Annotated in this window: 20 protein-coding genes; 9 read left to right on the forward strand and 11 right to left on the reverse strand. The window is 61.6% G+C overall.

What is annotated here, in order from left to right:
* The first annotated feature begins 29 nt into the window (after window positions 1-29).
* The gene (pdxR, locus tag GJ699_RS17530; protein ID WP_154378540.1) at window positions 30-1,640 is read left to right on the forward strand and encodes a MocR-like pyridoxine biosynthesis transcription factor PdxR; all 1,611 of its coding nucleotides are present in this window, start codon (window positions 30-32) and stop codon (window positions 1,638-1,640) included.
* Between the two features lie 115 nt (window positions 1,641-1,755).
* On the opposite strand, the gene GJ699_RS17535 is transcribed toward pdxR, so the two are convergent.
* The 10 genes from GJ699_RS17535 to tyrS all read right to left on the reverse strand — a co-directional run bounded on the left by GJ699_RS17535 (window position 1,756) and on the right by tyrS (window position 9,728).
* Entirely contained in the window at window positions 1,756-2,454 is a 699-nt protein-coding gene (locus GJ699_RS17535; RefSeq protein ID WP_154378542.1) for a phosphoribosyltransferase, read from the reverse strand.
* 68 nt (window positions 2,455-2,522) lie between these two features.
* Window positions 2,523-3,101: a Holliday junction branch migration protein RuvA gene (ruvA, locus tag GJ699_RS17540; protein ID WP_154378544.1), complete on the reverse strand. Its 579-nt coding sequence runs from the start codon at window positions 3,099-3,101 to the stop codon at window positions 2,523-2,525.
* A gap of 19 nt (window positions 3,102-3,120) precedes the next feature.
* Window positions 3,121-3,672 carry a crossover junction endodeoxyribonuclease RuvC gene (gene ruvC / locus GJ699_RS17545; RefSeq protein ID WP_154378546.1) on the reverse strand — a complete coding sequence of 184 codons (552 nt, stop codon included), beginning with the start codon at window positions 3,670-3,672 and terminating at the stop codon, window positions 3,121-3,123.
* A gap of 71 nt (window positions 3,673-3,743) precedes the next feature.
* A complete protein-coding gene (gene purH / locus GJ699_RS17550) occupies window positions 3,744-5,330 on the reverse strand; it encodes a bifunctional phosphoribosylaminoimidazolecarboxamide formyltransferase/IMP cyclohydrolase (protein ID WP_154378548.1) in 1,587 nt (528 codons plus the stop codon).
* 90 nt (window positions 5,331-5,420) lie between these two features.
* Window positions 5,421-5,654, reverse strand: a complete 234-nt coding sequence (locus tag GJ699_RS17555) for a helix-turn-helix domain-containing protein (protein WP_135199639.1) — start codon at window positions 5,652-5,654, stop codon at window positions 5,421-5,423.
* Between the two features lie 113 nt (window positions 5,655-5,767).
* Window positions 5,768-6,784 carry a tRNA dihydrouridine synthase DusB gene (gene dusB / locus GJ699_RS17560; RefSeq protein ID WP_371867586.1) on the reverse strand — a complete coding sequence of 339 codons (1,017 nt, stop codon included), beginning with the start codon at window positions 6,782-6,784 and terminating at the stop codon, window positions 5,768-5,770.
* A gap of 109 nt (window positions 6,785-6,893) precedes the next feature.
* On the reverse strand, window positions 6,894-7,544 hold the full coding sequence (locus GJ699_RS17565) for a histidine phosphatase family protein (RefSeq protein WP_154378552.1): 651 nt from the start codon (window positions 7,542-7,544) through the stop codon (window positions 6,894-6,896).
* Between the two features lies 1 nt (window position 7,545).
* Window positions 7,546-8,028: a YbhB/YbcL family Raf kinase inhibitor-like protein gene (locus tag GJ699_RS17570; RefSeq protein WP_154378554.1), complete on the reverse strand. Its 483-nt coding sequence runs from the start codon at window positions 8,026-8,028 to the stop codon at window positions 7,546-7,548.
* A gap of 3 nt (window positions 8,029-8,031) precedes the next feature.
* Window positions 8,032-8,478 (reverse strand): D-aminoacyl-tRNA deacylase, encoded by a 447-nt coding sequence (dtd, locus tag GJ699_RS17575; protein WP_154378556.1) that lies wholly within the window; start codon window positions 8,476-8,478, stop codon window positions 8,032-8,034.
* Window positions 8,475-9,728, reverse strand: coding sequence for a tyrosine--tRNA ligase (gene tyrS / locus GJ699_RS17580; RefSeq protein WP_154378558.1), 1,254 nt, complete (start codon window positions 9,726-9,728; stop codon window positions 8,475-8,477). Before tyrS ends, dtd begins: the two co-directional genes overlap by 4 nt.
* 158 nt (window positions 9,729-9,886) lie before the next feature.
* Here tyrS and GJ699_RS17585 point away from each other — a divergent pair, with 158 nt between their 5' ends.
* From GJ699_RS17585 to GJ699_RS17600, 4 genes are all read left to right on the forward strand, one after another.
* The gene (locus GJ699_RS17585; RefSeq protein ID WP_154378560.1) at window positions 9,887-11,278 is read left to right on the forward strand and encodes a M23 family metallopeptidase; all 1,392 of its coding nucleotides are present in this window, start codon (window positions 9,887-9,889) and stop codon (window positions 11,276-11,278) included.
* A gap of 54 nt (window positions 11,279-11,332) precedes the next feature.
* Complete coding sequence (locus GJ699_RS17590; protein ID WP_154378562.1) at window positions 11,333-12,157, forward strand: transporter substrate-binding domain-containing protein; 825 nt, start codon at window positions 11,333-11,335, stop codon at window positions 12,155-12,157.
* 26 nt (window positions 12,158-12,183) lie between these two features.
* Window positions 12,184-13,281 (forward strand): anhydro-N-acetylmuramic acid kinase, encoded by a 1,098-nt coding sequence (locus GJ699_RS17595; RefSeq protein ID WP_154378564.1) that lies wholly within the window; start codon window positions 12,184-12,186, stop codon window positions 13,279-13,281.
* 66 nt (window positions 13,282-13,347) lie between these two features.
* Window positions 13,348-13,806: an Xre family toxin-antitoxin system antitoxin gene (locus GJ699_RS17600; protein ID WP_154378566.1), complete on the forward strand. Its 459-nt coding sequence runs from the start codon at window positions 13,348-13,350 to the stop codon at window positions 13,804-13,806.
* Window positions 13,807-13,890: 84 nt separating this feature from the next.
* Here GJ699_RS17600 and GJ699_RS17605 read toward each other — a convergent pair whose 3' ends face one another.
* Entirely contained in the window at window positions 13,891-14,799 is a 909-nt protein-coding gene (locus tag GJ699_RS17605) for a helix-turn-helix domain-containing protein (RefSeq protein ID WP_195763571.1), read from the reverse strand.
* Between the two features lie 160 nt (window positions 14,800-14,959).
* Here GJ699_RS17605 and GJ699_RS17610 point away from each other — a divergent pair, with 160 nt between their 5' ends.
* The 4 genes from GJ699_RS17610 to GJ699_RS17625 are packed head-to-tail and all read left to right on the forward strand — an operon-like array spanning window position 14,960 to window position 19,161.
* Window positions 14,960-15,934, forward strand: coding sequence for an ABC transporter substrate-binding protein (locus GJ699_RS17610; RefSeq protein WP_154378570.1), 975 nt, complete (start codon window positions 14,960-14,962; stop codon window positions 15,932-15,934).
* A gap of 13 nt (window positions 15,935-15,947) precedes the next feature.
* Window positions 15,948-16,973 (forward strand): amidohydrolase family protein, encoded by a 1,026-nt coding sequence (locus tag GJ699_RS17615; protein WP_154378572.1) that lies wholly within the window; start codon window positions 15,948-15,950, stop codon window positions 16,971-16,973.
* 1 nt (window position 16,974) lies between these two features.
* A complete protein-coding gene (locus GJ699_RS17620) occupies window positions 16,975-17,823 on the forward strand; it encodes an amidohydrolase family protein (protein ID WP_154378574.1) in 849 nt (282 codons plus the stop codon).
* Window positions 17,824-17,841: 18 nt separating this feature from the next.
* A complete protein-coding gene (locus tag GJ699_RS17625; protein WP_154378576.1) occupies window positions 17,842-19,161 on the forward strand; it encodes an MFS transporter in 1,320 nt (439 codons plus the stop codon).
* The last annotated feature ends 10 nt before the right edge of the window (window positions 19,162-19,171 follow it).

Genomic DNA, 19,171 nt, shown 5'->3' on the forward strand with positions numbered 1-19,171 from the left:
ATTCCTGATTATTTGATAGAGCCAATCCGATGAGCGAAGTGTCGATTTCCGATTACCTGCTGACGCATTTGCAGCGCGGCGGCCCGGTGCCGATGAACCGGCAGCTATACGCGCTGCTGCGGGATGGCATCCTGAACCGGGCAATCCAGCCCGGCTTGCAGGTGCCGCCCACGCGCGCGCTGGCGGCGGACCTGGGCGTGTCGCGCAATACAGTGACCTATGCCTATGACCAGTTGATCGCTGAAGGCTACCTCGAAGCCCGCACCGGTGACGGCACTTATGTGGCCGACACCGAGCCGAACATGGCGCGCCTGTCCGCCGCCGCGCCAGCCCGGCCCAAGGCGACGCGCAGCGCCGCTGGCACGACGGTGGCGCGCATGGCTTCTGGCACGGTCGCGGGAGGCGTGGCGCGTGGCGCGACGACGGGATCGGCGGCTGACGACGCGGTCGGCGCTGCGATCGATAGCGGCGCGGGCTCGGCGCTGAGTTCGCGCGGCGCGCGGCTGCTGTCGGGGACTGGCGCCAGTTCGGCGCAATGGGGCGCGTTCATGCCGGGCATTCCGGACATCACGCGCTTTCCGCACGCGGTGTGGAGCAAGCTGCAGGCGCGGCACTGGCGCCGCATCGCGCCGGCCTTGCTGACCTATGGCGACGGCGCCGGCTATCCGCCGCTGCGCGAAGCCATCGCCGGCCATCTGCGCACGGCGCGCGCGGTCAACTGCACGGCCGATCAAGTCATCGTTACCTCCGGCACCCACCAGTCGATCCAGCTGGCCGCCACCCTGCTGGGCGAAGCCGGCGACACCGCCTGGGTCGAAGACCCCTGCTACTGGGGCACGCGCAATGTGATCCGCTCCAGCGGCCTGACACCGCTACCGCTGCCGGTCGACGCCGAGGGCATGCAGCTGCCGGAAGAAGCCCTGCGCACGCCGCCACGCTTCATCTTCGTCACGCCATCGCACCAGTATCCGCTGGGACCGGTGATGAGTCTGGCGCGCCGGCGCCTGCTGCTGGAATACGCGGCGCGGCACAACGTCTGGGTGGTGGAGGACGACTACGATTCCGAATTCCGCTACAGCGGGCCACCGCTGGCGTCCCTTCAGGGGCTGGACAGCAACGAGCGTGTGATCTACCTGGGCACGTTCAGCAAAACGCTGTTCCCTGGTTTGCGCATTGGCTTCATGGTGGTACCGGCAGCGCTGGCTCCACGCTTCGCGCGCGCCAACGCGGAACTGTTCCGCGACGGCCAAAGCTTCCTGCACGCGGTGCTGGCGGACTTCATCAACGAAGGCCACTTCTCATCGCATGTGCGCAAGATGCGGCAGTTGTATGCCGAGCGTCTGGCCTGCTTGCAAGCGGCGATCCGCGTCGAGTTGGGCGACACCGCCACCATCTCCGGCAGCGACGCCGGCCTGCACCTGGCGCTCGGCCTGCCGGCCGGCACCAACGACGTCGCCATCAGCCAGGCCGCGCGCGAACGCGGCATCCTGACGCGGCCACTGTCCGCCTACTACGCCGATCCCGCCAACGCCAAGCCCGGCCTGATGCTAGGCTACGCCGCCGTCCCCACTGAAAACATACCCATGCTGTTCGCGGAACTGGCAAAGGACATCCGGGCCCAGGTCAACGTATGTGCCTAATAAGCTACGTGCCCTGGCCCTGTTCTGCAGTTCAACGTCCGTCGGCATAGGATAGGGAATACCAATTAGCTGTGCCGGTGAATCAATGCCCAAAGAAGACAACTTAGCGTGATCCTCATCGTTCAATTGCGACCAGGCTTGCAATAATGCTCTCAGACGAGCGAACCCGGCAGAGATATCTGGCTTCTGACGCAGTGAGGCATTCGAAGCCGAAACCGAATCGTTGTCGCCACCAGTATTCGATGCGTCCATGTCTGCTCCTTAGTTCAGATAATATCGTGCCAGTCAGCGCCAGCTCCGCGTTGCAATCATCGCCGGCTAAAACGGTGGCTCCGATCACGCAACCCTTCTGTTCGAGGATATGACCTCGGAAGTTGGCAAGAGTTCCGCCGTGCTCGATAAATTCATCAACCAACAGATAGTTCAAACCAATCACCACTGGGCCATCATAAATCGCTTGGCGTTGAAGTCGTTCGTATCCAGTATCGCCTACACCACCGCTCCTGATAACTCTGTTCTCACAGGGCCATTGCAGGAAATCGGAAAGTACGGAAGCCAACACCTGGGGCGTTGTGCTAAGACCAGATTTTTCTGCAACCTGCGGACTGACCAACACCGGAGCGAGTGCATCAAAACGCTTCGCTAATTGCTCCAGCATACTGACAGGAATCGCATCAGCGACCAACTTCATTGATGCGCGACTATCGCCTGCCCTGGCGGCCACAAAGGCGTGATGTGTCCTGACAAAGCGCTCGGACGTGTGGAGATAGACCGGGGGAAAGTGGTTCCAGGGGAAGCGTGGGGGATGGTTCATGATGGGCGGCTCCGCTAGGCTCGTTGATCGAGCTTAGGCGCAGCCGCCGGCGATACAATTGAGGCGGATCAGCCTTTGGACAGGGCTTTGAGGGCTTGCTTGATGCCGTCCGAGACCGAGGCGCCAGCGGGCACGGTCTTCAGTGCCAGCAGGGCTTCCTTGTCGGAGTAACCCAGCGCCAGCAGCGCGTTCAGGATGTCGGACTGCGAATCCGGCGCGGCGTGCGCGCCGCCAGCGCCAATGTCGGCGCCCAGCTTGCCCTTCAGCTCCAGCAGCAGACGTTCGGCGGTTTTCTTGCCGATGCCAGGTACTTTGACCAAACGGCCGGCTTCCTGCAGCGTCACCGCCTGCGCCAGATCGGCGATCGACATGCCGGACAGAATCGACAACGCGGTGCGCGCGCCGACGCCGGTGATCTTGATCAGCTGACGGAACACCGCGCGTTCCTCGGCATTACCGAAACCGAACAGCAGATGCGCATCCTCGCGAATAGCCTGATGGGTGAACAGCACCACCTTCTCGCCCACGCCAGGCAGGTTGTAGAAGGTGCTCATCGGCACATCGACTTCATAGCCAACGCCGCCAACGTCCACCAGCAGTTGCGGCGGATTTTTTTCGAGCAGAATACCGGAGAGACGTCCGATCATTGTGTTTTACCTTTAAAAGTTAGCCGACCAGACGGCCACGACGCACGCGCATGCCGGCCAGCGGGCCGGTGGCGGCGGGATTGGTGCCGCCAGCGATCAGCGTCAGCGTTTCGCGGCTGTGGGCATGGCAGATGGCGATACCCAGCGCATCGGCGGCGTCGGTGCCGGGCAGGCCAGGCAGTTGCAGCAGACGCGCGACCATGTCCTGCATCTGCGCTTTCACAGCGCGACCGGTGCCGACCACCGCCTGTTTGATTTGGGTTGGGGAATACTCGGCCACGCTCAGTTCGGCCGACACCAGCGCGCAGATTGCTGCGCCACGGGCCTGGCCCAGCAGCAAGGTCGATTGCGGGTTGACGTTGACGAACACCTGTTCGATGGCCGCGCAATCCGGGCCGTAGGTGCGGGCGACTTCGCCCACGCCGTCCAGAATCACCTTGAGCCGCGTCGGCAGATCGCCCTCGCCACTCTTGATGGTGCCGGAGGCGATGTAACGCAGCTTGCTGCCATGCTTTTGTATGACGCCAAAGCCAGTGGTGCGCAAGCCGGGGTCGATGCCGAGAATTATCATTAACGGATTGTATGCACTAAAGAAAAAGCCCGCAAGCAATGCGGGCTTTTCGGGCCGGGGCCGGGTTCCGATTAATGACGGAAGTGACGGGTGCCGGTGTAAACCATCACTACGCCGCGCTCGTCAGCCGCGTCGATCACTTCCTGGTCGCGCATCGAGCCACCTGGGTGGATCACGCAGGTCGCGCCAGCGTCCACTACCACGTCCAGGCCATCGCGGAACGGGAAGAACGCATCCGACGCCACCACCGAATTGGCCAGCGACAGACCGGCGTTCTGCGCCTTGATCGAAGCGATACGTGCCGAGTCGATACGGCTCATCTGGCCCGCGCCCACACCCAGGGTCATGTTATTGCCGCAGAAGACAATCGCGTTCGACTTGACGTACTTGGCCACGCGCCATGCAAACATCATGTCCTGCAATTCCTGCTGGGTAGGCTGCTTTTTGCTGACCACGCGCACGTCGGCCAGCAGCACGTTTTTCGAGTCAGCCGACTGCACCAGCAGACCGCCGCCCACGCGCTTGAAGTCCATGGCGTTGACACCATCGCCCAGCGGGATTTCCAGCAGACGCACGTTCTGCTTGGCCGACAGGATCTGTTTGGCTTCAGCGCTGAACGACGGCGCGATCAGCACTTCCACGAACAGCTTGGCCAGCTCGGTCGCGGCGGTGGCGTCCACTTCCACGTTGAAGGCGATGATGCCGCCGAACGCCGAGGTCGGGTCGGTTTGCAATGCGCGTTTATAGGCATCGGCAGCGCTGCTGCCCAGGGCCACGCCGCACGGATTGGCGTGCTTGACGATCACGCAGGCGGCCGACTGGTCGAAGCCGCCCATGCTCTTCACGCATTCCCACGCCGCATCGGCGTCAGCGATGTTGTTGAACGACAGTTCCTTGCCTTGCAGCTGCTTGTAGTTGGCCAGCGCACCCGGAGTGGTCACCACGTCGCGGTAGAACGCGGCCGACTGGTGCGGGTTCTCGCCGTAGCGCATGTCCTGCACTTTTTCGAACGCCACGTTCAGCTTGGCTGGATAGGCGCTGCGGCTGGCGTGGGCACGGGTCGCGTCCAGGCTGGTCAGGTAGTTGGCGATGGCGCCGTCATACTGCGCGGTGTGCGAGTAGACCTTGGTGGCCAGCGTGAAACGGGTGTCGTAGCTGACATAGCCTGGGGCGTTGTCGGTGGTTTTCATTTCCGCCAGCACCACGCCGTAGTCGGCCGGATCGCAGATCACCACCACGTCCTTGTGGTTCTTGGCCGCCGAACGCAGCATGGCCGGGCCGCCGATGTCGATGTTCTCGATGGCGTCGTCCAGCGTGCAGGTGTCCTTGGCAACCGTTGCCTGGAACGGGTACAGATTGACCACCACCATGTCGATGGTCGGAATATTGTGCTCTTCCAGCTTGGCCACGTGCTCCGGGAAATCACGACGGGCCAGAATGCCGCCGTGAACTTTTGGATGCAGCGTTTTGACGCGGCCATCCAGCATCTCCGGGAAACCGGTGTAATCGGCAACTTCGGTCACCGGCACGCCGTTATCGGCCAGCAGTTTGGCGGTGCCGCCGGTCGACAGAATGTTGACGCCCATGGCGGACAGCGCGCGCGCGAAGTCCAGCACACCGGTCTTGTCGGATACGGAGATGAGAGCTTGTTTAATCATGGCTATGTATGACTAGGGTGGTTAAATAATTCTGGATGAACGGCATTGCGGCCGTCCCCAGCCACACCATGCCGGATCGAACGGGCGCTATTACAGCAGGCCGTGCTCTTGTAATTTCTTGCGCAAGGTATTGCGGTTGATGCCCAGCATCTGCGCCGCGTGCGACTGATTGCCGTCGGCGCGGGTCATGACCACTTCCAGTATCGGCTTTTCGACGGTCAGCACGACCATGTCGTAGATGTTCGAGGCTTGCTGCTCGCCCAGGTCGTTGAAGTACTCTTCAAGGCTCTTCTGAATGACTTCCTGGATACTTTCTTTGCTCATTTTTTGTCGTTCGGCTAATTAATCTATAACGCTGGCAAATCATTTCGGGCTTGTGGCTGGAAACGTTTGCCGTTCTGATAATGTGACTTTTTTTAGTACTTCTCTCTTGCCGCTCACGCGGCCTGCAAATCTTCGGCAGGGCGGTATTGTAACCGTTCGCCGTACCGCCACTGCGATTCGAAGAACTGGTCGACCGCCAGCAACTGCTCGCCGACCGATTCCAGCAGGTTCATCTTCTGCCGGAATTCCTCGCCGCCCAGGAGGTCGCGCACATACCAGCCGATGTGCTTGCGCGCGGTCCGGACGCCCAGGTAATCGCCGTAGAAGGCATAGTGGGCGCGCAAATGTTCATCCATCAGCGCCCTCACCTCGTCCACGTACGGCGCCGGCAGGTGCTTGCCGGTGCGCAGATAATGGTCGATCTCGCGGAAGATCCACGGCCGGCCCTGCGCGGCGCGGCCCACCATGACGGCGTCGGCACCGGTGACATCCAGCACGTAGCGCGCCTTTTCCGGCGAGGTGATGTCGCCATTCGCGACCACCGGAATTGAAACCGATTTCTTCACGGCCGCAATGGTGTCGTACTCGGCGTCACCCTTGTAGCCGTCGGCGCGCGTGCGGCCGTGCAGCGTCAGCATCGCGATGCCGGCGTCCTCGGCAATGCGCGCGATGTTCAGCGCGTTCTTGTTTGCCCGGTCCCAGCCGGTGCGGAACTTCAGCGTGACCGGCACGTCCACCGCGCCCACCACCGCGTCGACGATGCGCTTGACCAGTTCCTCGTCCTGCAGCAACGCCGAACCGCACCAGGCGTTGCACACTTTCTTGACCGGGCAGCCCATATTAATGTCGATGATCTGCGCGCCGCGTTCGACGTTGAAGCGCGCGCAATCGGCCAGATCCTTGGGATCGGCGCCAGCGATCTGCACCGCCTTCGGCTCCATTTCGCCGGTGTGATCGGTGCGGCGCGAACTCTTCTCGGTAGCCCACAGGCGCGGATTGGAAGCCGCCATTTCAGACACCGCGTAACCCGCGCCCAGCTCTTTGCACAGCTGGCGGAAAGGACGATCCGTCACGCCCGCCATGGGGGCGACAAAAACGTTGTTACGCAGTAAATGAGGGCCGATTTGCACTGGCAATACCTGAATTGGGAGAGAAGGAACCTTCTATTTTAACCCAATCCCTGCTCAAATAATAAGCACTATTTTTTATGAATTCGGCAAATGTGCAGCCTTGACTTCATCAGATAATGTCATCCTTGGCGGCCGGCGCCAGGTGGTCGACCTCGCCCCAGCTAGTGAGCACCAACTTGTCGTCGGTGACGTCGAAGCGGTTGATGCTGGCGTTCTTGACCTGAAAGTCACGCGGGCTGTCGAGCTGGATGCCGCGCGCGGCGCGGTAGGCGCATTCCAACACGCCGCCGTGCGCCACCACCGCCACCGTCTGGCCAACGTGGCGCACGGCGACGTCGTGCAGCGCGGCGATGGCGCGGTCGTAGAACTGGCGGAAGCTTTCCGCCATGCGCTCGCCGTGCGGCATCACGGCGTCCACATCGCGCGCCTGCCACAAGGCGAAGTCGGCCGGATATTCGTCCTCGATATCGTTGTACAGCATGCCTTCGAACACGCCGTAGGCGCGCTCGCGCAACTGCGGGTCGGTGCGCAGCGCCAGCCCCTTGTGCTGTGCCGCCACCGCTTTCGCGGTTTGCATGGCGCGCTGCAGGTCGCTGGAGACGATAGCGTCCAGCTGTTCGCCGGCCAGCGCGCGCCCCAGTGCTGCGGCCTGGCGCTCGCCCTCCTCGTTCAGCGGGATGTCGATATGGCCTTGCAGACGGCGCACGGCGTTCCAGGCCGTCTCGCCGTGGCGGATCAGCAGTATGGTGGTGTGGTTCATGCTAATTTCTTTGATATGTGCCGATCAGCTGCGCTTCATCGACGATATGGCCGTACATCGCGTCCAGCACGTCGGCGCAGGTGAAATCCGCCGGCAGCGCCAATCGCGGCACGTCCAGCGCATACAGGCGGAAGATATAGTGGTGTTTGTTGTTTGGCGGTGGCAAGGGACCGTGGTAGCCATAGCCACCGTAGTCATTGCGGCCCTGGCGCAGCGGCACCCCATGCAGCGTGGCCTGCGCGGCGCACGGCAGCGCGCCCGCCGCCAGCGCATGCAGGCCGGGCGGGATGTCGACCACGGCCCAGTGCAGCACATCGGCGCCATTGGCCGGCGCGTCCGCATCCATGCACAGCAGGGCCAACGATGACACGCCAGCCGGTACCTCGCTCCAGCGCAGCTGCGGGTGAAGATTGCCACCATCGCCGTGCGCATGCGGCGCCGGTATGGCGCTGCGGTTGCGGAAGCTGTCGCTGGCAAGCTTCATCGTTTATTTCGCGCCGGTTTGCAGCCAGAAGGTAACCGGGCCATCGTTGGTCAGCGACACTTTCATGTCCGCCCCAAACTGGCCGGTCTGCACCAGCGGATGCTTCAGGCGCGCCTGTTCTACAAAATAGTTAAACAGCCGCAGGCCATCGGCGGGCGCGGCGGCCGGCGTGAACGACGGACGGGTGCCGGACTTGGTATCGGCCGCCAGCGTGAACTGCGGCACCAGCAACAGGCCGCCGTTGGTGTCAGTCACGCTGCGATTCATCTTGCCAGCATCGTCGGCGAACACGCGGTAACCGAGCAGCTTCGTCAGCAGCGCATCGGCTTCCTTTTCTGTATCGTTGCGCTCGGCGCAGACCAGCACCATCAAGCCGGCATCGATGGCGCCTATGGTAACGCCATCGACCACCACACTGGCGCTGCTTACGCGTTGCAGCAGGCCGATCATGCGGACAGCGTCACGCGCGCGAACTTGCGCTTGCCGACTTGCAGCACGAAGGTGCCGGCTTGCAGTTGCAGTGCCTTGTCGCTGATGACGGTGCCATCAACGCGCACGCCGCCCTGCTCCACCATGCGCATCGCTTCCGAGGTCGACGCGCACAGATTGGCCTGCTTCAGCAGTTGCGCCACACCCAGCGGCGCGCCGCCCAGCGCTACTTCCGGAATGTCGTCCGGGATGCCACCTTTGGAGCGATTGACGAAGTCGGCCAGTGCATCCTCGGCCGCCTGTTGCGAATGGAAGCGCGCCACGATTTCCTGGGCGATCGCCACCTTGGCGTCGCGCGGGTTGCGGCCGCCGGCCACTTCGGCCTTCAGCGCGGCCACGTCGGCGATCGAGCGGAACGACAGCAGATCGAAGTACTTCCACATCATATCGTCGGAGATGCTCATGATCTTGGCGAACATGGTGTTGCCCGGTTCGGTGATGCCGATGTAGTTATTCTTCGACTTGGACATTTTTTCAACGCCGTCCAAACCTTCCAGCAGCGGCATGGTCAAAATGCATTGAGGCTCCTGACCGTAGTCCTTCTGCAGCTCGCGGCCGACCAGCAGATTGAATTTCTGGTCGGTGCCGCCCAGCTCCAGATCCGACTTCAGGGCCACCGAGTCGTAACCCTGCATCAGTGGGTAGAGGAATTCGTGCACGGCGATCGGCGTGCCATTTTTAAAGCGTTTGGTGAAATCGTCGCGCTCCATCATGCGCGCCACGGTGTAGCGCGAGGCCAGCTGGATCATGCCGCGCGCGCCCAGCGGGTCGCACCATTCGGAGTTGTAGCGGATTTCGGTTTTGGCCGGGTCCAGTACCAGCGAGGCCTGCTTGAAGTAGGTCATCGCATTCTGCTCGACCTGCTCTTTAGTCAGAGGCGGACGGGTGGCGTTGCGGCCGGACGGGTCGCCGATCATGGAGGTGAAATCGCCGATCAGGAAGATCACCTGATGGCCCAGATCTTGCAGCTGACGCATCTTGTTCAGCACAACAGTGTGGCCAAGGTGCAGGTCGGGCGCGGTAGGATCCAGGCCCAGCTTGATGCGCAGCGGGACGCCGCTTTGTTCCGAGCGCGCCAGCTTTTGGGCGAACTCGCTTTCAATCAGCAACTCGTCGACACCGCGTTTGGTGATGGCGAGCGCCTCTTTTACGTTGTCAGATAACGGCAACGCTTTAGAGGGAGCCGGCGGTATCGAAGAAGGAGTAGTCATAATTTTTTAAACGGTTTTTTCAGAAAAAGGTAGTCAGCGTCAGGAGTTTGTTATAATCCTCGATCCATCAATCTTGCCGCACGAAAACTAACAAAACATATAATTAGAAGAAATAAAACGTTCCTGAATAGTTCAAGCGGCAAATTTTAACTGATTGCATGAACCAAATACATAAATTCACAAGCTCACGCTTGTTCAACCTGCTAGGGTCTACGCGCAAGGCGCGCATCATCAGCGCCTCTGCTCTGTTTCTCGCAGTATGTGCTTTTGGTGCAGCCGGTGTAGCTCCTCTCGCGCCTGACGCGTCGGATCTGCCAGTGAAAACCGTTCAGGAAGCCGTGGTTGTACCGGACCTGAGCGCGCAAATCAACGCGCTGGACCAACAGTCTTCTAATGAACATTTTGTGCACGAAGAGAAGATCCGTGCCGGTGATACCCTGGCAACGTTGCTGCACCGCCTGGGTGTAGACGATGATGCGGCCGAGAACTTTATCAAAAAAGATAAAGTTGCGAAAGGCGTGATGCAGCTGAAAAGCGGCAAACGCGTGCAGGCACAGACCGACGACGAAGGCAATCTGCAGTGGCTGCGCGCCACCGTGGTCGACGGCAAGGACGATCCAGTCACCAATATCAAGATCACCCGCAAGGGCGATGGCTTTGTCGCGAGCGCCGAGCCGGCCAAGCTGGAACGCCGTGTGGAAATGCACGCGCGTAACATCACCTCGACCCTGTACGCTGCAACCGACTCCAGCGAAGACGGCGCCAAGCTGCCGGACACCATCGTCAAGCAAATCATTGAAATGTTCTCGACCAACGTTGACTTCCGCGGCGACCTGAAACGCGGCGACAGCTTCAACGTGGTGTATGAAACCTTCTGGCAGGATGGCGAGTTTGTGCGCGCCGGCCGCGTGCTGGCGGGCGAGTTCACCAACAAGGGCACGACCTATCAATCGGTGTGGTTTGAAGATCCGCAAAGCAAGCAAGGCGGCGGCTACTACAGCTACGACGGCAAATCGCTGAAGAAAGCCTTCCTCAAATCGCCGGTCGAGTTCTCGCGGATTTCGTCCGGCTTCGCGATGCGCGTGCATCCGATTTCCGGCAACTGGAAACAGCATAAAGGCATCGACTTCCCGGCCCCGACCGGCACGCCGATCCGCGCCGCCGGCGATGGCGTGATCGATTTCGCCGGCACCATGAATGGCTACGGTAATTTCATCACCATCAAGCACTGGTCCAACTACAGCACCGCCTACGCCCACATGAGCCGCTTCGCGCCAGGCATGAAAAAAGGCACCAAGGTGTCGCAGGGCGACGTCATCGGTTATGTCGGCACCACCGGCTGGTCGACCGGCGCCCACTTGCACTACGAATTCCGCGTCGGCGGCGAAGCCAAAGACCCGAGCAAGATGAACGTGCAGGCGCAGGCGCCACTGACCGCCGCCGAGATGGGCCGCTTCAAGGGCTACGCCAACGACATGATGCACCGCTTCGCGCTGCTGCGCCCGGCAGGCGGCGGCAGCACGCGGATGGCCTCGGTCTCCGCCAAATAAGCTACAACCAACAGGCCGCCTCGTCGGCCTGTTTTTTTATTATCATGCGCTTTAATGACCAGCTCTTCCGTGTGGCAACGCACACACGGCAGCAGCCGCATCAATTGGACGCAAGCGATGATTACCAGGCGATTAGTTCTCCAGGCCGCAGCCCTGCCGCTGCTCTCTGTACCGCGCAAGACCTTGCGGTTTGTGTTCTCGCGTCCCTACGACAATCCGCGCACGCAATGGCTGATCAAGGTCTATCAGGACGTGTGTGCGCTCAGTGATCTCGGTTTCGAATTCATCGACGTGCCGCCCAAACGCGCCACCGCCATGGTGCAATCCGGCCTGGCCGATGGTGAACTGGGCCGCACCTTTGGCTATCTGGATTATTTTCCCGGTCTGATAAGACTCAGCGAACCGAACAACGCGGTCAACTTCTGCGTGTACGGCGCCAGCGCGGCCGCGCGCTTCGACGGCATGGAACAGCTCAGACAGTTGCGCCAGCGCTGCGAATGCCGCCGTGGCATCCTGGAGCTGGAAGCGCTGCTGCGAGTCCATGTGGACGAGGAGCAGCGTTCGCTGATCGACGACGTCGGCCAAGGCTTGCGCAAATTGCAGCTGGGCCGCACCGATCTGTATTTTGACGTGCAGGAAGCGGTCGACGATTACCTGCGTTTCGACGATTGTCATGAGGCGCTGCCGCGCACCCCAGCCATCCGCGAGCTGGGCAAGGTACTGACCACCACCGGCCATTGCTACCTCAACCCGGCGCAGGCCGAACACGCGCCCAGGATGGCCGAGGCGCTGGCGCAGCTGAAACACAATGGCACGGTGGCGCGCTATCTGCAGCAATCTTTGCAGGAGTACCAGCAACGCTGCCGGCATCGCCTATAATTTCCAGCATCATCGGGAGGAATCGCATGGCTTTGTATATCGGATTAATGTCGGGCACCAGCCTGGATGGCGTCGATGGCGCGCTGGCGCAGTTTGACGGCGCGGCGATCACCACGCTGGCCGCCGCGTACATCGCATTCCCGCCGTCGCTGCGGGCCGAGCTGATGGCGTTGCAGGCCAGCGGCGACAACGAGATCGAGCGCGAGGCGCTGGCGGCCAACCAACTGGCGCAGCACTACGCGCAATGCGTGGCCGAGCTGCTGCGCGAATCTGGCCGCGCGCCAACCGAGGTGCGCGCGGTGGCGGTGCATGGCCAGACCATCCGCCATCGTCCCGAACTGGGCTTTACGCGCCAGACCAATAATCCGGCGCTGCTGGCCGAGTTGTGCGGCATCGACGTGATTGCCGACTTCCGCAGCCGCGACATCGCCGCCGGCGGCCAGGGCGCGCCGCTGGTGCCGGCCTTCCATCAGGCCTTGTTTGGCAAGGAAGGCCAGCCGCGCGTGGTGGCGAATATCGGCGGCATCTCGAATATCAGCGTGCTGTCGGGCGATGGCCGCGTGATCGGTTTCGATACCGGTCCCGGCAACGTGCTGATGGACGCCTGGATTCACCGCCATCGCCAGCAGGAATACGACGCCGACGGCGCCTGGGCCGCCAGCGGCAAAGTCATCCCCGAATTGCTGACGGAACTGCTGAAGGAACCTTATCTGGCACTGCCCGCGCCGAAAAGCACCGGCCGCGACCTGTTCCATCTGGACTGGCTGGACACGCGTCTGGCCGTGCATGCGCCAGCCGCGCCGGAAGACGTGCAGCGCACGCTGACGCAATACACCGCCGTCACGCTGGCCGACGCCATCAAAGCTTACGGCGGCGGCGCGGATGCGGTCTACATCTGCGGCGGCGGCGCCTACAACAGCGTGCTGATGTCCGCATTGGCGGACGAGCTGGGCAATCAGGTATTGGTGGCGTCCACGCAGGCATTGGGCGTCGCGCCCAACCGCGTCGAAGCGCTGGCCTTCGCGTGGCTGGGCTACCGCTTCAGCGAACGCCTGGCCGGCAACCTGCCCGCCGTCACCGGCGCGCAAGGCGAGCGCGTACTGGGCGCGCTCTACCCGCGCTAACGCACCACCTCGCTTGAAAACAAGCTCCAATCAGCCTATTCTGGACAACTGATTGGAAGTACCAACATGCCGACGAAAGACCCTGCATCCCGCGTTGACGGGCGGCCACCGGCAGCGGACAGCTTCAGTAAGCTGATCGCCCGATACGCCACCGACCGCAGCGGCGCGATAGAAGCTATCCGTACCGGCCTACCGGCAAGTTTGCTGAAGGATGCAGGTCAGTATTTCGCCGTTCCTACTCAGCGCATCCGCACGATTCTCAAACTGCCGGAAACGACGGCGCATTCGCTGATAAAGCGCGGCGCCCTGATGGATGCGGCAGCATCGGAACGCATCTGGCGTCTGGCTGACCTCATGCACTTCGCCCAAGAAGTATTTGAAGATGATGAGGCAGCAAAAAACTGGCTACGCACCCCAAGTCTGACGTTCCTGAATGTCGCCCCCATGGATTATCTGGACACCGAGCCAGGCGCAATCGCGGTACGTCAAGTGCTTAATGCGATTGCCACCGGCGGCGTGCTATGAAATTGTGGCGCATTGCGCAATCCAGATACGCATTGGACAAGCAGTGCGCCGGCACGACCTTATACGGTGGGCGCTGGAATCAGTTTATGAGCGCCGGGCGGCGATGCGGAACTGGCTTGGGGTTTGGCCCACTTCCTTGCGGAAGAAGCGGGTGAAGTAGGCGGCGTCGGTAAAGCCCAGCCAGTAGGCGATCTGCTCCATCGTCATGTCGCCGAAGATCAGGTTGCGCTTGGCTTCGGTGATGATGCGGGCGTGGATCATTTTGGTCGGACTCTGCCCCACCGCCGCCGCGCACGAGGCACGCAGCTGCACCAGCGATACGCCCATCATCGACGCGTAATTCTGCAGCTGCAGATTCTCGCGATAATGCTGGTCGATCAGCTCGCGGAAACGATCAGCCAGACGAATCTCGCTGCCACTGGCAACCTTGCTTTCCAGCTCGTCCATGTGCGCGCCGCGCACCAGCATCAGCAGCAGCGACGTCAGCAGCGCTTCAGTGCCGACCACGTGACCGATGGTCTTGGCCGCCACTTCGTGCGACAGCTTTGTGATGACGCCAAAGAATTCGTCCGCCGACTCGGCCGCGTATGACAGCGGGATCACGCGCGGCGACGCCCACAGCTTGATGAAGTCCTGCAGCTTGCTGTTGATCTGGTGCAGATACGATACCTCGATCGTCACCACCCAGCGATCGACGTCGACCTCGTAATCCAATCCGTGCACCGATTCATTCGGCAGCAGCAGCGCGCACGGCGCTTCGAACGGCACTGAGTGCCCTTCCAGATTCATCACGCCACGGCCATTGCGCACAAAGATCACCTGCCCGTAATGCGGGTGTGCGTGCGGTTCGGTACGCCAGCGCCCACGCTCGGTAACGTGGCCGATATTTACAAACCAGTTGTCACGTTCCTCTTGTTTTTCCACGTACAGACGCACCTTGGGCACCGTGGTCAGACGGGCTTTGCCGTCGGGGTCGCGTTGATACTTTGTCATCGCATTTTGAGTCATTGTCGCCTCCTGGCAAGCACTATATCCCTGACCTTTGACAGAGACAAGGCCCGAAACAAAAAGTGCCAGCGAATGTAATTTTTGTGTAGAGACTACTGCGAGGCCAGCTCTTATTCTTGCACCATCAAACACAAGGAGAATGAAGTTGGCTAACAAAGTTAAGCTCACGATCGCCATCGCCGATCACCCACACACCATCGCCATCAAGAACGGTTCGATTCCGATCGAAGGCGTGGATGCCGAATTCATCACCGTCAAACCACAGATCGGCGCCTTCCGCCGCATGGTGCGTGACGTTGAATTCGATGTGTGCGAACTGGCCCCCACCACCTACATCATCGCCCGTTCCTACGGCGCGCCTTTCGTCGGCCTGCCGATCTTCGTGGTGCGCCGCTTCCACCACGGCGGCCTGCTGGTTCGTCCGGACGCCAACATCAAACACCCGAAAGACCTGGAAGGCAAGAAGGTCGGCGTGCGCGCCTACTCGGTCACCACCGGTGTGTGGAACCGTCAGGTGCTGATCGACGAATTCGGCCTGGACGCCTCCAAAGTCACCTGGGTGGTGGACGATGAAGAACACGTCACCCAACTGAAACTGCCAGCCAACGTGATCCACGCCGAGAAAGACACCTCGCTGGCCGACATGATGGCCAAAGGCGAACTGGTGGCCGGCAACGAAGGCGCGGCAGGCATCGGCCGCACCGGCGCGCCAACCGGCGGCTGGCAGGAAGTGGAAGCCGACTACCCGGACCTGCTGCCGAACGCGGCCGAGCTGGAAAAGGAATACTACGGCCGCACCGGCGTGTACCCAATGCACGGCACCATCGTGGTCAAGGATTCGGTACTGGCCGAGCATCCATGGATCGCCCAATCGCTCTACAAAGCCTTCGATCAAGCGAAGAAAGAATGGCTGGCCAAGCTGGATTCGGGCGAAGCCAACACCGCCGGCGACAAAAAGTACAAAGCGCTGCAAGAGATCGTCGGCCACGATCCGCTGCCATACGGCCTGCAGGAAAACCTGAAGACCATCGAAACGCTGGAAGCCACCGCCTTCAAGCAAGGTCTGACCGCGCGCCGCATGGCCATCGACGAACTGTTCGTTGATCCAAACGCCCAATAACACCGGAGACACCATGATTATCGATTGCCACGGTCACTTCACGACCGTCCCAAAATCCTTCCGCGACTTCCGCGCCAAGCAGGTTGAGTTCGCCAACGATCCAACCAACGGTCCATCGCGCGATGAAGCCTATGTGTCCGACGACCAGATCCGCGAAGCCATCGGCGGCGGCCAGCTGAAGCTGCAACAAGAGCGCGGCGGCGACCTGACCCTGTTCTCGCCGATCGCCGGCCTGATGAGCCACCACCTGGGCAACGAGCGCACCAGCCTGGAGTGGGCCGAAATCTCGAACGACCTGGTGTTCCGCGTCACCGAAATGTATCCGGACAATTTCGCGCCAGTGTGCCAGCTGCCGCAATCGCCACTGGCGCCACCGAAGAACAGCGTGCCTGAACTGCGCCGTTGCGTCGAAGAGCTGGGCTTTGTCGGCGCCAACCTGAATCCCGATCCGACCGGCGGCTACTGGACCGGCAAGCCGATCACCGACCGCGAGTGGTATCCGATCTTCGAAGCGCTGTGCGACCTCGACGTGCCGGCCATGATCCACGTCGCCGCCTCGTGCAACCCGTGCTTCCACGGCACCGGCGCCCACTACCTGAACGCCGACACCACCGCCTTCATGCAGATCCTGCAATCGGACCTGTTCAAGGACTTCCCTACCCTGCGCCTGATCATTCCGCATGGCGGCGGCGCCGTACCTTACCACTGGGGCCGTTACCGCGGCATGTCGCTGGAGATGATGGACCGTCCGCTGGAAGGTCTGCTGAACAACATCTTCTTCGACACTTGCGTCTACCACCAGCCTGGGGTCGAACTGCTGACCAAGGTCATCCCTGCGGACAACGTGCTGTTCGGTTCCGAAATGATCGGTGCGGTACGCGGCAAAGACCCTTGCACCGGCCACTACTTCGACGACACCAAGCGCTACGTCGACGGCATCGCCTCGCTGAGTGCTGAAGACCGTCAGAAAATCTTCGAAGGCAATGCGCGCCGCGTGTTCCCACGCCTGGACAAACGCTTGAAAGCACAAGGTAAATAATATGACCTCTATCGTAGACATCCACCCGCACATCATCTCGGACGACGAGAAGGCCTACCCACCAGCACCGCTGTTCGGCAAACGCTCGGACTGGTCGCAGGAACGTCCAAGCACCGTGGAAGCGCTGATCGCCGCCATGGACGCCGCCGGTGTCGCCAAAGCCGCCGTGGTGCACTCGTCCACCACCTACGGTTTCGACAACAGCTACGTCGTCGACGGCTGCAACCAGTACAAGGATCGCCTGGTCGCAGTCGGCTCGGTCGACGTGCTGGCGGAAGACGCCACGCAAAAAATCATCGAGTGGAAAGAACGCGGCCTGGCCGGCCTGCGCCTGTTCACCGGCGGCAGCACCAAAGAGTTCGATCCGAGCGAACTGGAAGATCCGCGCTCGTATCCATCGTGGGAACTGTGCGCCGAGCTGAACATCCCGATGTGCATCCAGACCGGTCCGATCGGTCTGCCGCAAGTGACCGCGCTGGCCAAGCGTTTCCCGAAAGTGAAGATCATCCTCGACCACCTGGGCCGCCCGGACGTGCTCGACGGTCCTCCATACGCCAACGCCAAGTCGATGTTCGACCTGGCGCCGCTGGAGAACATCTACTTCAAGCTGACCCCGCGCATTTTCGGCGACGTGAAAAAGGAAAAGGCCAGCGCCGACACCTTCTTCCCGGCCGTGGTGAAAGAGTTTGGCGCGCAGCGTCTGGCCTGGGGTTCGAACTTCCCGACCTCGCCGGGCACGCTGGCCGAGATTCTGGCCACCGCGCAAAAAGGTCTGGCCTCGCTGAGCGATGAAGACCGCGCCTGGATCTTCGAGAAGACCGCCAAACAGCTGTACCCAAGCCTGGCCTAAAGCCTGAGAAAGAAGAATATGGAGACGAACAAACCAGGCAAGCCGGTGCATGGCGCCGCCAGCCGCTGGACCATTCTTGGTCTGCTGGCGATCGGCGTACTGATTTCCTTCATCGACCGCACCAGCATTTCATCGGCGCTGGCCGACCACAACTTCGTCAAGGAATTCGCGTTGTCGAGCGTGGATCGCGGCTGGATCAACGCCGCCTTCTTCTGGTCCTACGGCCTGTTCCAGATTCCGATGGGGGTGGTGGCCGACCGCTACGGCGTCAAGTGGCCTTACGCGATCTGCTTCGCCGCCTGGTGTCTGGCGACGGCGGCGATGGGGGCGGTGACGGCGCTGTCGGCGCTGGTCATCATGCGCCTGATTATCGGCGCCACCGAAGCCATTGTTATCCCGGCCAGCTACCGCTGGATACGCAATAATTTCGACGAGAGCCAGAACGGCTTCGCGGTCGGGATTCTGGCGATGGGCAACAAGTTCGGCCCGGCCATCGGCGCGCCGGTGGGTGCCTGGTTGATCGTCAACTATTCGTGGAACATCATGTTCGTCGCCACCGGCATCGTCGGCCTGCTGTGGCTGGCGCCGTGGCTGGGTCTGGTCCGCAACGACTTCCCCAACAAGGAACAGCTGGCCACGGCCAAGCGCAAGGCCTCGTCGGTGACGTTCGGCGCCATCTTGTCCAGCCCGGTCGTGTGGGGCGGCATGATTACCAACTTCTGCTACGGCTATTTCACCTTCTACTGCATGAGCTGGATGCCGGCCTATCTGGTCGAGCAGCGCGGGCTGTCGCTGGAAAAATCCGGCGTCTACACCTTCTTCAGCTTTGCCGGCATCGCCATCGTCGCCGCCATCGCCGGCTGGGCGGCCGACCGCGTGATCGCCAGCGGCAAGGACCCAGTGCTGGTGCGCAAGGCCTTCATCATCGCCGGCTTCATCGGCGGCTGCACCGTGCTGCTGGGCGCGTATGCGCAGACGCTGGAAGCGGCGCTGTTCTGGAACGTGCTGTCGCTGTCGCTGCTGGGGCTGGCCACCGCCAACAACCTGGCGCTGTCGCGTCTGACCCTGATTCCGAAACAGGCGATCGGCGCCGTCACCGGCGTGCAGCAGGTCGCCACCTCGCTGGCCGGCGGCGTCGCCGCCAGCTTGTCCGGCTGGTTGTTGCACATCAGCGGCAGCTATGACTTGCCGATGCTGGTGATCTTCGTATTCCTGATCATCGGCGCGGTCGCCACGGCGGTGCTGTTCCGTCCCGAATGGGCACCGAAAGTGACCGAGCCGGCGGCCCCGGCAACCAAGACTCCCGACAACGGCACGCAAAACAAAAGCGCAGCCTGACACATAAAAC

Origin of the sequence: Duganella guangzhouensis (genome assembly GCF_009674535.1) — a bacterium.
GTDB classification, from domain to species: Bacteria; Pseudomonadota; Gammaproteobacteria; order Burkholderiales; family Burkholderiaceae_D; genus Rugamonas; species Rugamonas guangzhouensis.